The following is a 13,730-nucleotide window of genomic DNA, read 5'->3' on the forward strand; positions in this document are numbered from 1 at the left end:
CTGCGTCCCCAGACTAGAACGAACGAGATTCCTCATGAGCGAACTGAAGGAAATGCCGCTGGTCCAGTTGTCGGCGAAAGATGTGCCGGCGTTCTGCCCGAACCCCAACATGCCGCGCTGGAGCACGCATCCGCGCGTTTTCCTCGATATTTCCCACGGTGAAGCACGTTGCCCGTATTGCGGCACGCGCTACAAGCTGAAAGACGGCGAGCACATCAAGGGTCATTAAATCTTCGACTTCGCGAAGAGCCAGCGGCCTGCGGCTTGAACCACGCCGCCCGTTGGGTCTTCGCGGCCACTAGCGATGCTGTGCCGCACTCATCCGATGCTGCTGCCGACCCCGTTGAACACTACGCTCCGGCCGCGCTCCATGTTTTGAAAGCACAGCACCTCGCGCCTCGACGCCGGACAGGCCGGATATCGGACACTGGAAGCCGGGCGCCCTCACTCCCCATTGCCACGACGCGCCCGCCCACATGGTGCGAGCTGCGTTATTTTTGAGACTGGAACCTACATAGATGCGTCGCGCGTTGGTTATCGCACCGAACTGGATTGGTGACGCATTGATGGCGCAGCCGCTGTTTTCGCTGCTGAAGAAGCTGCATCCGCGCATTGTCATCGATGCTGTCGCGCCCGCCTGGGTCGCGCCCGTGCTGGAACGCATGCCCGAGATCCACGACGTCTACGCCACCGATCTCGCCCACGGCAAGCTGCAAATGCTGCGTCGATGGCAACTCGCGAGCGATTTGCGCGACGTGGGTTACGACGCCGCCTACGTGCTGCCGAACTCGTTCAAATCGGCGCTGATTCCGTGGATGGCGGGGATCAACCTGCGGGTCGGCTACACGGGCGAAAGCCGTTATGGCGTGCTCAACGTGCGGCACGCGAATCCGGCCAAGGGGCAACGCCCGCCCATGGTCGGCCAGTACGCCGCCCTCGCCTATGCGCCGGGCGCGAAGCTGCCGTGGCTGCAGGAAAACGCGACGGTTCCCATGCCGGTACCGCGGCTCGATGCCGACCTGAACGAAGCGGCGCGCGTCTCCACCCGCTTTAATCTCGATACCCGCGCGCCGCTGGTCGTGTTTTGTCCGGGCGCGGAATACGGTCCGGCAAAACGCTGGCCGCCGGAGCATTTCGCGGCGCTCGCGCAGTTCATCGCGCAGTCGTTTCCGTACGCGCGGATCGTCGCGCTCGGGTCGCCGAAAGATTCGCCCATCGCCCAGGCCATTGCCGATCGCGCGCCGAACGTGCGTAACCTGTGCGGGCAAACGTCGCTGGGTGAAGCGTGCGCGCTGATCTCGCGCGCGAGCGCCGTGGTGACCAACGATTCCGGCCTGATGCACGTCGCCGCTGCGCTGCGCCGCCCGCTGGTGGCCGTGTTCGGCTCGACCGACCCGCGCCACACACCGCCACTCTCCGATCTCGCAAAGGTACAATGGCTGCACCTCGAATGCAGTCCGTGCTTTGCCCGCGAGTGTCCGCTGGGTCATTTGAACTGTTTGCGTGAACTCGGCGCCGAGCAGGTTTTCGCCGATTTACGCGGCATGCTGATGATGCAGCGTCATTAGAACGGGTTACGCTGACGCGGCTTCGGCGCCATGGCTCAGGCTGATTTGCTGATCGAGCAAGCTTGGGCCGCCGCTTCGGCTTCAAAGACTGCTTCATGACTTCGTCGGGGCAGCGTCCGCCACGCCAGGTTCACCGGCGCCGTGCCCGCGTCCTTCCGAGTTCCTGTCGGCGGCGCGTTTGCGATTACCGGCGCTTCCTGACATGCCAATGTCCCTAAGCCGGGGCATGCTTTTGAAACTTGACCGAACCGTGGCGCTCACTGTCCGAGAACATCAGGCGCCATGCATCGACTGTTAGAGACCCACTAGCCATGCCACGTTTTGCCCGCCTCTTCGAAGCCGCCGCCGATACCCTCAACGCCTATTACCAGGCTGTCGCGGAGGGCAATATCGACAGCATCATGGCGCTCTGGATCGACGAGGAATTCGCCACCTTTATCTGCGCGGACGGCTCGCACCTGAGCGGCCTGGACAGCGTACGCGCGGGTCTCGCGACGCAACTGGGGAACCGGCCGGTCACGGTCGAGCCGCTCGATATCCGCGTGTACGACAGTCTCGGCACCGTGGTCTACGCCATCGCCGAAGCGCATCAGCCTGTCGAACCGGGCAGTTCGCCCGTCATGGTGTTCAGCACCTATGTAATGGTCCACGAACGTGGGGAATGGCGCATAGCGCATATCCACGCTAGTGCGATGCCAGACGAAGCCGCAGGACAAGTTGCTGCGAAAATGCGACATGGACAAGGTCCGCTGCATTGACATCGGTTTTGCGGGTACGCTGGGCAGGGTAGCCGGCGTCCGCGGCTCGACAATTGCTCTGCCAGTCTGATCGGCAGACCGTCGGCATCCGTTCGCATCCTGCTTCCTGTTTGAAGACGCGCCATGAAACGCGATCACGCTCATCTCATTCCTGATGCTCCGGCGCTGGAATCCCCCTCTGCGCTTGAGCAGACCGCTTCGGCCGCTCTCGACGCAGTGAGCCAAGCAACGCTTGAGCCGCTGGCCGAATGGCTGTACCGAGCGCCTCGATGGCTGCCGACCGCGCACGCACAGACCATCGTGCCGGCGTTGTTCGCGCAGCGGCCGGCGGTGAAATACCGACGGGAGCGATGGACGACCCCGGACGGCGATTTCATCGAACTCGACTGGCTGGCTTATGACGCCGATGGTGAAGGCCACAACTGCGTTCATTCCAGCGCCACCACCGTCGCCTCGCAGCCCGCGTCGCGTGAGCCTGGAAACGCCGCTGCCACATCGTTCGATGAATCCGCGGCCTTGCACGAAGGCGTCGGCCACGACACGGCCGCGCCACGAGGGGCGAATCCCCCTCCCGACCCGGGCGCACCGCTCTTTGTGCTCTTCCACGGACTTGAAGGCAGCTCGGACTCGCACTATGCACGCGTGCTGATGGCCGAAGCGAAGGCGCGCGGCTGGTTTGGCGTCGTGCCGCATTTCCGCAGTTGCGGCGGCTCGATGAATCTCCTCCCGCGCTTCTACCATCTCGCCGATAGCGCCGAAGTCGACTGGGTCTTGCGTCGATTGAAGGCGCAACATCCCGGGCCGGTCATCGCGGCGGGGGTATCGCTGGGCGGCAACGTGCTGCTGCGCTGGTTGTGCGAGCAGGAACAGGACGCAGCGGCCATTCTCGACGCTGCCGCCGCGATCTCCGCGCCGCTCGATGTCCACGCCGGTGGCCACGCGATATCGCAGGGTTTCGGCATGATCTACACGCGCAACTTTCTCAAGACGCTCAAGCACAAGGCGCTGGCGAAACTCGACCAGTATCCCGGCCTGTTCGACCGCGATGCCATGCTCGCGGCCCGCACCATGCATGCCTTCGATAACGCCGTGACCGCGCCGCTCCACGGTTTTCGCGATACCGAAGACTACTGGACCCGTGCCACCACCCGGCCCTATCTGCCGCGCATTGCCATTCCAACGCTACTTCTGAACGCCCGCAATGATCCGTTCCTGCCTGGGCGAGTGTTGCCGTCGGCGGCGGAAGTTTCAGCGGCTGTGACCCTCGATCAACCCGCGCATGGCGGCCACGTCGGCTTTATGACCGGGCCGTTTCCGGGGCGGATCGACTGGTTGTCGCAGCGGGTGTTCGGCTATTTGCAAACTCATGTGCGTCACGTGCATCACGTGGCGCACCAAACGGATTCCGAGCATGGATGAGATCGTCAAACAGGCGCTGGCCAAATGGCCCAACGTCCCGCATTGCACCGGCTGGCTGCTGCTTGATCGCCGCGGTCAGTGGCGCATGCGCGACGATGCCACGCAGGCGGCAGGCCTTCCCGGCGATATCATCCGCCACGACGCGTTGCTGGGCTTCATCAACCGCAACTACGCCGCCGATGCCGAAGGCCAGTGGTTCTTTCAAAACGGCCCCCAGCGTGTGTATGTGGAGCTGGGTTATACGCCATGGATCGTGCGGCTGAGTGAAGTGAACGATGCGATGGATGGCGCGATGGACGGCGCAGCCGCCGGTGCTTTGCGGCTGACCGATCACGCAGGCAAGCGGTTTGAGCCGACGGCGGCTTGGCTCGACGATGAAGGCGCTGTGCTGTTTTCAGATGATCCCGATGCCCGTGATGCCCGCGATGGCTCTCACGTGCCGCGAATCGCCGCGTTGCACGATCACGATCTCGATCTGTTTTCCACACACGCCGATCTCGACGATAACGGCGGCGTGTTCCATTTTGCTGCTGGCATCGATCTGACGCTGGGGCATATCGATCGAGCCGATGTGCCGGGCAAGTTTGGCTTTGTTACCAGCCCGGCGGCGAACGCGGCGGCGGTGTAAAGCGAAAGCTAAAACAACTTGAACGGCTTATCGTAGCGGCGTGAGCGCGCCGGGATCACTCGCGCGCCGCTGATATGATGATCGCCCGTTGCAAGGAGAGGTTATGTCCGGACTTACACATTTCGATGCTTCTGGCGAAGCGCACATGGTCGATGTCGGCGATAAAAGCGAGACGCGTCGCGTAGCCATCGCGCGCGGTTCGATCGTCATGCTGCCGGCCACGCTCGCGCTGATCCGCGACGGCAAGGCTAAAAAAGGCGATGTGCTCGGCGTCGCGCGAATCGCAGCGATTCAGGGCGCGAAACGCACCTCCGATCTGATCCCGCTGTGCCATCCGCTGGCGTTGACGCGAGTGGCCGTGGATTTTTCCATCGATGAAAACCTGCCCGGCGTGTTTTGCGAAGTACGCGTGGAAACGTTCGGGCGCACAGGCGTGGAGATGGAAGCGCTGACCGCCGTGCAGGTGGGACTGCTGACGGTTTATGACATGTGCAAAGCAGTGGATCGCGGAATGACGATCACCAATGTGAAGGTACTGGAGAAGCACGGTGGGAAATCGGGGGACTGGGTGGCGGGGAGCTGATCACGGGGCTGAGTATCGCTGCATGCTCGGGTTCTGAGTAAATCGCTGTCGCTGCTTGATTGCCAGCATTGGTAACCGACAACGTTGGGCCGACAAAAAAGGCAGTTCCAACGCGAGTCGGAACTGCCTTTGTTTTTAGCCGCGATCGATCTCTTCGTCACAGCGAAGTCGTCCATCAAGCCGCCCCTCAATCATCCCCATCGTCGCTATCGTCATCGGTAGCTGACGGCGCTGGCACACCATACATCTTCATCAGCTCGGCCTTGAACCCGGCCAGCGGCTGACCCTGATCGTCCAATAACTGATAAACATCCGCCAGTTGTTGCGGCCAGTCGTGGAGCTCGGTGGAAAAAATCTTCAGCCGGGCGATGGTATCGAGTGCGTCCTGCGACTGTCCGGCCAGCGCCTGCAACACCGCGTAGCGTCGCAATACAGTTTCCCCAGGCAACAACGCCAGCGCCTGACGATGCATCACAAGCTTGGTGGCGAGATCCTGGCTGTTCATCGGCAGTAATGTCGCGGCGCCATACTCCCCCCATGCGCCGAACAAAAACGACGGATTCGCATGGTATTGCTCAGCCGGCTGCGACCCGTAATAGAGCACTTCCGAGCGGTTGTAGTCGCGCAAGATGGGGTACAGCGATGCCAGTCCAAGCACCACGAGCACGACATACAATCCATAAGAAAACGATCGCGACACCCACCGCAATGGCCGCGTCTCCAGCAAGCCAAAAATCAGCATCGCGGGCATCAGGTAGAACATGTACTGCTGCGGATACTCAACCAGCGCGTGCATCATCAGCACGCCCAGCAGCGACAGCGCGAAAATCCGCGCAGGCGTATGCGGCGCACGCAGCACGCGCACGAGCCAGCACACCACGCTGAACAACACGATCGCCATACCGAGCAGACCGGTTTTCGCGAGCAAGTCGATGAAAATATCGTGGGAATTGTTCGCGATCTCCACACCGCCAAGCTCACGCACGAACTCGAACTGATGCAGCGGGAACTCGCCCCAGCCAACACCCAGCAACGGATGCGTCAGGAACATGGTCCAGCCGTACTTCCAAAGCGCAAGCCGCGGCGCGATCTGGTTCGCGTCCTGCATCCGCTCCGCCGCCGATTGCCCCAGTTCGAGCTGAAAACGCAAGTTCGCCCAGCGAATGGCTGCGTTCACCGCGAAGAACAACACCAAGAGCATGATCGGAATCAGCCATGCGCGTGTTTTGTTGCGAGCAGCACGGCTGGCGGGACCATCCGGATCATCGGCCACGGTTGGACGGCCCTGAATGAAGGCCATCCACAATCCCCCGACCACGATAACGCCCATCTGCAGCCACGGTCCCCGCGACACGGTCAACGCGAGGCCCGCTGAAAATATCGCGGACAAGACGAGCCATGCGATCACCGGCAGGCGTCGTGTCTGCACCAAGTACAGCGCGCCCGCCGTTGCGAACGCAATGTAGGTGGCAAGGTGATTCGCCTGCGCCATGTTGCCGAACGGCCGCCGTTCGATCGCAACGTTGTAGGCCACCACGAACGGCGAAAACTTCGGCTCCATATGGAACAACTGCACGACCTGACAGAACACGGCGAACAGGCCACCGACAATCAACGCCGATGCGCCCCAGCGCAACGCCTTCTCGCCCAGACCCGCGCGCGTGAAGCCATAACCCGTATGCACCGCGACAAACGATGCCAGCAAATAGCCGCCGCCGAGCCAGTTCATCGACGGCTGCGACACCGGCAAAACAACCGTCTGCGCCACCAGTAGCAAACCAAGCACGAGCGGCATCAACGCGATAACCGGCATCGCGAATGGCACGCGTGGCTCGGACAAACACACGATCAGCGCCATTCCCCCGCCAATCACCAGGAACAGTGCAAGCGCACTGAACTCGGCGTAGAAGGTCGGAATGGGATAGGTATGGTTGACGACCGCGAACGGGATCGTCAGTGCCAGACAGAGGGCAGCAAGAGAAAGGTAGCGCGCGATGTTTGAAGGCATGTGGGGTAGGGAACGTCGGCAACCGGCGCACTATACAAAAAATTACTCTTGCTGTGCGACACCTGGCATGAAATGCGCCGAAATCCCTGTCATTCCTGAAAATTTCGTGGCGGTTTCAGCAAAACATCGAGGCTGCCCGCAATCCGCGTGCTCGCTCACAAGCGCCATGATGACGGTTCATCGCGATTACGGTTTCATGCGGCCAGCCTTTCAGCTTCGCTCAGTGCCTCTCGACTGGTTAAGTCCGGCACTCCGGCGGGGCGAGATTGGGCGGTAATGTGGGCGCTTCCGAAGGTGACGGACCCGCGCCCGGCGCTGGCAACGAAGACGCCGTTTTCGTGGCGGCGAAACATTCCCACGTGATCGATCCGGCCTGAACCGAACCCTTCGTCAGAACGGTACGTGCAGTCGGCGTCTCGGCGTTGTCCGGCGTTGACGGCACAAGCACGAGCGTATTCGATCCTGCCGGCGCCACACGCGTGGAAAACGCGATGGTGACTTGCCCATTGGTATCGTCGACATGAATGGACTCCACGTTTCGCGTCCCCGGCGGCGACGAATATCCCCCACCCAGGTCAGAGCCGCTCGCGGCATTTTCCGCCACCGCCAACCGTGCCGACGATGCCAGCGACAAACCCTCGCCCACCCGGCTACGCGCCAGATAATCCTGATAGGCCGGAATAGCGTACGCCGCGACCACGCCAACAATTGCCAGCACGATCATCAACTCGATCAACGTGAAGCCCATCCCGAAACGCTGTATCTTGCCGCGCGTAATCAGCCTTCGAAACCACACTTTGCTACTACCCGATCCATCTACTCTGCATACCGCTGCTGTCATTGCTGCTGCCATCGCTGGACTCCCAAAAAGACGAAGCGCCTGGTTGCGTGATGCAATCCAGACGCTTCGATCTTATTGAGCGCCACCCCGTCTCAACAGTCAGCCAAACGGCCAACGGTTAAACCGAAAATCAGTGCGCGGCTTTCGATTCCGCCGCCAGCGCACGCCGGCGAAAGTACCAGCCAAAGGCCAGCACCAGCACCGCACCCGCCACATGCGCCGTGTATTCGGCACCCAGCACGTTCAACGCGGGCCAACGGTCGAAGAACGGATCGTCGATCATCAATCCGCCCGCGATCCACCCGAGCAAACCGGCGCCAAGCGCAATTACGATCGGGAATTTGTCGAGCAGCTTCAGCACCAGCGTACTGCCCCACACGATCAACGGGATGCTCACCAGCAGGCCGAAGATAACCAGCGCCAGCCGATGCTGCGGATCGGCCGCTTCGGCCGCCCCCGCCACTGCAATCACGTTGTCGAGGCTCATCACGGCATCGGCCACGATGATTGTCTTGATTGCCGCCCAAAGCTGGTCGGTCGGCTTGATATCCGGGTCGCTGTGATCCGGCATCATCAGCTTCACGCCGATCCACAGCAACATCAGGCCGCCAGCGAACTTGAGGAACGGGACATCGAGCAGCACAACGGCGAACGAGATCAACGCGACGCGGAGCACGATGGCCCCGAGCGTACCGAGCAGCACGCCGCGCGTGCGTTGCTGGGGCGGCAGATTCCTGCAGGCGAGCGCGATGACGACGGCGTTGTCGCCGCCAAGGAGGATATCGATGACGATAATTTGTAGAACAGCGCCCCAATGGAGGGTGGCGAAAAATTCGAGCATGAGAAAACCAGTGAACGACATCAGAAAAAACGCGCGATAAAAAAAGCGGGGAAGCCTTAGCTCCCCCGCTTTTAGAACCGACGTTTAACGAAAGGCTTACGTAAGCATAGCGCAGCCCTGCGTTTTCTGTCGATCGGCCGTTCCTGAAACCCTTACAGCATCGCCTTCAACAGACGCGCCATTTCCGACGGGTTCTTCGTGACGGTGATACCGCACGCTTCCATGATTTCCAGCTTGGCATCGGCCGTATCCGCACCGCCCGAAATCAGCGCGCCCGCGTGACCCATGCGCTTGCCGGCCGGAGCCGTGACGCCCGCGATAAAGCCAACCACCGGCTTCTTCATGTTGTCCTTGATCCAGTAAGCCGCGTTCGCTTCGTCCGGGCCACCGATCTCGCCAATCATGATCACGGCGTCCGTGTCGGGATCGTCGTTGAACATCTTCATGACGTCGATGTGCTTCAGACCGTTGATCGGATCGCCGCCAATACCGACTGCCGACGACTGGCCAAGGCCAATAGCCGTCAACTGGCCAACCGCTTCGTACGTGAGCGTGCCTGAACGCGACACCACGCCGATACGGCCCTTACGGTGGATATGACCCGGCATGATGCCGATCTTCAGTTCGTCCGGCGTGATCGTGCCCGGGCAATTCGGTCCGAGCAACAGCGTCTTGCGATTTTCGCGACGCATACGGTCCCGGAGCTCGAGCATGTCACGCACGGGAATGCCTTCCGTGATGCAGATTGCGAGATCCAGGTCGGCTTCGACCGCTTCCCAGATTGCAGCAGCGGCGCCCGCCGGCGGCACGTAGATCACCGAAACGGTTGCGCCCGTTTCAGCCTTCGCTTCCGCGACGCTTGCGTAGATTGGGATGCCTTCGAAATCTTCGCCGGCGCGCTTCGGGTTCACGCCCGCCACGTACGCTTCACGGCCGTTCGCATACTCGCGGCAAGCGCGGGTGTGGAACTGACCGGTCTTGCCGGTAATGCCCTGGGTGATGACCTTGGTGTCTTTATTGATCAGAATCGACATAGTGTGACCTCTGTTCGTCGACGCCGCCTTTAGCCCGCGTGCCTTGTTTCAAAGCACAGCAGGCGGAAAAGCGCCGCCTTTCGTATCTGGTGGAACGCTCGTAATTGCCGGATAAATCCTGGCGATTACTTGCCCTCGGCGGCTGCGACAACCTTCTGCGCAGCTTCTTCCATGCTGTCGGCCGCGATGATCGGCAAGCCTGAATCCGCCAGCATCTTCTTGCCGAGATCTTCGTTCGTGCCCTTCATGCGCACGACCAGAGGCACCTTCAGCGACACGGCTTTCGACGCTTCGATCACGCCTTCCGCGATCACATCGCAGCGCATGATGCCGCCGAAGATGTTCACGAGGATTGCCTTGAGGTTCGGGTTCTTCAACATGATCTTGAAGGCTTCCGTAACCTTCTCGGTCGTCGCACCGCCGCCCACGTCGAGGAAGTTGGCCGGCTCGCCGCCGAACAGCTTGATCGTGTCCATGGTGGCCATTGCCAGGCCGGCGCCGTTCACCAGGCAGCCGATGTTGCCATCGAGCGAGATGTAGGCCAGATCGAATTTCGACGCTTCCACTTCAGCCGGATCTTCTTCATCGACGTCGCGATACGCGACGATGTCCGGGTGACGGAACAGCGCGTTGGCGTCGAAGTTGAACTTGGCGTCGAGCGCAATCACCTTGCCGTCGCCCGTGACGATCAGCGGGTTGATTTCGGCCAGCGATGCGTCCGTTTCCCAGAATGCCTTGTACAGGCCTTGCAGGATCGCGCGCGCTTGCGGGATCGAGCCTTCCGGGATGCCGATCTTGCGCGAGAGGTCGTCAGCGTCTTTGTCCAGCAGACCCGTCGACGGCTCAACGGCGAACTTGTGCAGCAGTTCCGGCGTCTTTTCCGCAACTTCTTCAATGTCCATGCCGCCTTCGCTCGATGCCATCACCACGACTTTTTGCGTGATACGGTCGAGCACGAGGCCGATGTACAGTTCCTTCTTAATGTCCGCGCCTTCTTCGATCAACAGGCGGTTCACCTTCTGGCCTTCAGGGCCGGTCTGGTGCGTGACGAGCTGCATGCCGAGGATCTGGTTCGAATATTCGCGAACCTGTTCCAGCGTCTTTGCAACCTTCACGCCGCCGCCCTTACCGCGACCGCCAGCGTGAATCTGAGCCTTGACGACCCAAACCGGGCCGCCCAGCTCTTCAGCGGCCTTGACCGCATCGTCCACCGAGAACACGGGCTTGCCGCGCGGGACCGCGACGCCGAACTTCCGCAGGATTTCCTTTCCCTGGTACTCGTGAATCTTCATGCGTGATTCCTTCAGTCTGAGAGTTGGATTGAACTTCGATTACGTGAATTAATGAGTTGCCTGAATTACTTATTCAATTTACTTGGAATACCTGAATCACGTTCAGCGTTGCTTCCGGCGCCAAAAGTACGCGCGTCCGGCGTCATGCTGATGTTTCCTGGTCGGCCAGTTCTGGGAACCTGCTCTTGCTAATTTCGATTAGTGTCGACTAATTCCGATCAATTTCGCTGAGCCGGCTCCGTGTCGCTTCCGGCCTTTTTGGAGTTGTCCTGATCCGCTATCCGGTCTGCCGTCCCGCGCGGCGCGTGACCAAACCAGCGCGGATAATATTGCCGAACGGCTTCACCGTCGAAACGCAATGCGTTGCAACGGCCAAGCTGGAATGGGGGTTTGTCGATTTCTGCTGCTTTGTTTGATGCACCGCTTGCTGGATTTTCCGATGGTTTGCCCGGCGCGCCGCCTTTTTCGGTGTTCCACACCTCGCCGGCGAATGCCTGGATGGCGGCTGTGGGCAACACGGCGCAGAGTTCAGTGATGTGCGTGCAACCGGTCGTTCCGGCCAACAAACGGCTGGATTCACGACGGAAATTTTGCACAAGATTGAGGCCGATGAGCGCGCGATACGCGGGGTTCGATGCTGCGCACATTCCGGTATACGGAGCCCACTCGGAAGCCGCTTCGGCGTCGACGATGGTGAACGTGCGGTCGATGGTGATGCGCAGCCAGAGTTCATGGATCGGCAGGCCTTGAGGCCGGACGCCCGACGCGAGTTTGACGTCGCGCGGCTTTTCATCGGTTAGACAGGCTTCGATATCCCACAAGCCATCTTCACGCTCAAACGCTTCCATTCGAATCGCGCGGCGATGGCGCAACTGTCGAGAAACGGGCGGAGAAAGCGGCATGTGCAGAGGAAGGCCGGAATGGGAAAACGCCGAAATTTTACCATACTGGGCATTTTCGGCCGGATCGGGTTGCCGCGGGGAGCTTGCGAGGCAATGCAGAGGCTTGTGCGGCGGCTTATTTCGCGTTCGTTTCGATACGGTCGTTGGCGGTAGGGAATTCTACTCAACGTCGAGGTTGGGGTCGCAGCGTCAAAATAACGCCGATGCCTATTCGTTTATTCGTTTATTCGTCGATAAAGTCGTCGTCGCCTGCTTTCAGCACTTTCACGATCGTCCCGCCGTTGAACCCTCGCGTGGCGAGAAACCGCGCTTGCTTTGCGCGTTCGGCCGGTGTTGTTGGCAGTTCGCCGAATTTCTTGCTCCAGACATCGCGAGCACGAGCGAGCTCGGTTTTCTTCAACTCAGCGCCAGCGTCCTGAATCAACGTTTCGTCGATACCGTTGCGCTTTAACTCATGCACGATCCGGCTCGTGCCGAGACGAGTGCCCCGCCGATGAACAACGCTCTCGACAAATCGCTCATTCGATAACCACCCTTCCCGTTCAAGCGCGTCGAGCAAGGTATCGAGGGAATCGCCTTCACCGAGATGCGGCGTCAGCTTGCGCGACAACTCAGTGCGGCTATGTTCACGACGCGATAAATAACCCAGCGCACGGCCGCGTAACGATAATTGCGGCCCCTTTCGCTTGGAATCGTCCGTCGCCGATGCCTTTCCACGTCCGGTAGAGCCGCGTGTATAAACCGCTTCGGCGCTTTGGTTTTCGCTAGCTGCATCCGCAGTCGATGGCACGCACTGTTCGAACGACTCGAATGGATCGGCTATGCCAATGCCTGTGTCTCCAAGCACGCCCGGAGAAATAACTGGTGGTTTCGATTGCGATTTCCGGGCAGCTTTTGCAGGAGTGGCCTGCGATTGAACAAGTGCTTGTTCCAATACCGCCCGAGCACGCTTTAAGCGTTCCTCGGCATCGACCGCGTCCAATCCGGCTTCCGAATCAGGATGCGCGGATTCGCTTTGTTGCTGCTCGATTTGGGATTCAACCGGAATGTCGGCGGTTTCGGTGCCGATCTCATCAACGGGCATTGTTGATTTCGGCGCTTTGCGACGGCTGGCTTGCCGGTCGGTAGACCGCTCGAAAACGTCTTCACCGTCAGCAGGCTGAGGTGAAGATTTTCCACGCGAGGCCGGACTAGCCGCTTTGCGCCCCGACAACCCGCCACGTCCAAATTTGCCTCTATCACTCGATCGCTCGTACTCAGCCGGCGCCTCTGCCGACGCACTCTTCGAAGATGACCGCGCCGACGCACCAGCACTACCAAACGATCCGCGTTTCGGATACGCACGATCACTCGACCGTTCGAATACCGGCTCGCTGTCTTGCTGCGTGGTTTCGCCGGCTTCTTTTAAACTCGCGGCGATTGCCTCAGCCTTGCTGCTGCCAAACGACAAACTTGAACCACCCGGGCGGCCAAAGCTGCTTTTCCTGGCGAAACTACTACCACTCCCAGCACTGCTCCCAGCACTCTTGCCGCTGGAGAACCCACCGCCCTTACTAAACCCACCGCCTCCACTCTTTTCGCCGGAAACCCCGCCGCTTTTAGAAAAGCTGTTTCCAAACGAACGACGCGCCGATGCAGTTTTCTCCGCACCGACGCGTTCGCCTGCTGCTGCGCGGTATCGATCGCTGCTACGTTCGTAGCGATCAACTCCGTCCTCGGCGTCGGGACTTTCGTCTTCGTCGCTTATGGACTTCGAGCCGTCCGGATCTTCCTTTACGTCCTGCTCCGCGTCACGATTTGAATCGCGACCGGTCTTCGATCCGAACCGGCTCTTGCTGCGCATCATCTCTACCGCC

Annotated in this window: 13 protein-coding genes; 6 read left to right on the forward strand and 7 right to left on the reverse strand. The window is 60.5% G+C overall.

The window, feature by feature from the left end; genetic code table 11:
* Window positions 1–34: 34 nt before the first annotated feature.
* The 6 genes from GSQ93_RS36875 to moaC all read left to right on the forward strand — a co-directional run bounded on the left by GSQ93_RS36875 (window position 35) and on the right by moaC (window position 4,956).
* Window positions 35–229, forward strand: coding sequence for a zinc-finger domain-containing protein (locus GSQ93_RS36875; protein ID WP_031359576.1), 195 nt, complete (start codon window positions 35–37; stop codon window positions 227–229).
* Window positions 230–518: 289 nt separating this feature from the next.
* Entirely contained in the window at window positions 519–1,568 is a 1,050-nt protein-coding gene (gene waaF / locus GSQ93_RS36880) for a lipopolysaccharide heptosyltransferase II (RefSeq protein ID WP_158941152.1), read from the forward strand.
* A gap of 311 nt (window positions 1,569–1,879) precedes the next feature.
* Window positions 1,880–2,326, forward strand: a complete 447-nt coding sequence (locus tag GSQ93_RS36885) for a nuclear transport factor 2 family protein (protein WP_158941153.1) — start codon at window positions 1,880–1,882, stop codon at window positions 2,324–2,326.
* Window positions 2,327–2,449: 123 nt separating this feature from the next.
* A complete protein-coding gene (locus tag GSQ93_RS36890; RefSeq protein WP_254074256.1) occupies window positions 2,450–3,745 on the forward strand; it encodes a YheT family hydrolase in 1,296 nt (431 codons plus the stop codon).
* Entirely contained in the window at window positions 3,738–4,373 is a 636-nt protein-coding gene (locus tag GSQ93_RS36895) for a DUF2946 family protein (protein WP_158941154.1), read from the forward strand. The genes GSQ93_RS36890 and GSQ93_RS36895 overlap by 8 nt, the downstream gene beginning before the upstream one ends.
* A gap of 103 nt (window positions 4,374–4,476) precedes the next feature.
* Window positions 4,477–4,956: a cyclic pyranopterin monophosphate synthase MoaC gene (gene moaC / locus GSQ93_RS36900; RefSeq protein ID WP_158941155.1), complete on the forward strand. Its 480-nt coding sequence runs from the start codon at window positions 4,477–4,479 to the stop codon at window positions 4,954–4,956.
* 187 nt (window positions 4,957–5,143) lie between these two features.
* On the opposite strand, the gene GSQ93_RS36905 is transcribed toward moaC, so the two are convergent.
* The 7 genes from GSQ93_RS36905 to recX all read right to left on the reverse strand — a co-directional run bounded on the left by GSQ93_RS36905 (window position 5,144) and on the right by recX (window position 13,720).
* A complete protein-coding gene (locus GSQ93_RS36905) occupies window positions 5,144–6,964 on the reverse strand; it encodes a PglL family O-oligosaccharyltransferase (RefSeq protein ID WP_158941156.1) in 1,821 nt (606 codons plus the stop codon).
* Window positions 6,965–7,202: 238 nt separating this feature from the next.
* Window positions 7,203–7,712 carry a pilin gene (locus GSQ93_RS36910; RefSeq protein ID WP_213767645.1) on the reverse strand — a complete coding sequence of 170 codons (510 nt, stop codon included), beginning with the start codon at window positions 7,710–7,712 and terminating at the stop codon, window positions 7,203–7,205.
* 223 nt (window positions 7,713–7,935) lie between these two features.
* Window positions 7,936–8,646, reverse strand: coding sequence for a TerC family protein (locus GSQ93_RS36915; RefSeq protein WP_158941158.1), 711 nt, complete (start codon window positions 8,644–8,646; stop codon window positions 7,936–7,938).
* 152 nt (window positions 8,647–8,798) lie between these two features.
* A complete protein-coding gene (gene sucD, locus GSQ93_RS36920; RefSeq protein ID WP_158941159.1) occupies window positions 8,799–9,680 on the reverse strand; it encodes a succinate--CoA ligase subunit alpha in 882 nt (293 codons plus the stop codon).
* 125 nt (window positions 9,681–9,805) lie between these two features.
* On the reverse strand, window positions 9,806–10,987 hold the full coding sequence (gene sucC, locus GSQ93_RS36925) for an ADP-forming succinate--CoA ligase subunit beta (protein WP_367889811.1): 1,182 nt from the start codon (window positions 10,985–10,987) through the stop codon (window positions 9,806–9,808).
* Window positions 10,988–11,190: 203 nt separating this feature from the next.
* Window positions 11,191–11,874 carry a DUF2889 domain-containing protein gene (locus tag GSQ93_RS36930; RefSeq protein ID WP_158941161.1) on the reverse strand — a complete coding sequence of 228 codons (684 nt, stop codon included), beginning with the start codon at window positions 11,872–11,874 and terminating at the stop codon, window positions 11,191–11,193.
* Between the two features lie 223 nt (window positions 11,875–12,097).
* A complete protein-coding gene (recX, locus tag GSQ93_RS36935) occupies window positions 12,098–13,720 on the reverse strand; it encodes a recombination regulator RecX (RefSeq protein ID WP_254074257.1) in 1,623 nt (540 codons plus the stop codon).
* Window positions 13,721–13,730 lie beyond the last annotated feature (10 nt).

This window comes from Burkholderia sp. S171, from assembly GCF_009766085.1.
In the GTDB taxonomy this organism is placed as follows: Bacteria; Pseudomonadota; Gammaproteobacteria; order Burkholderiales; family Burkholderiaceae; genus Caballeronia.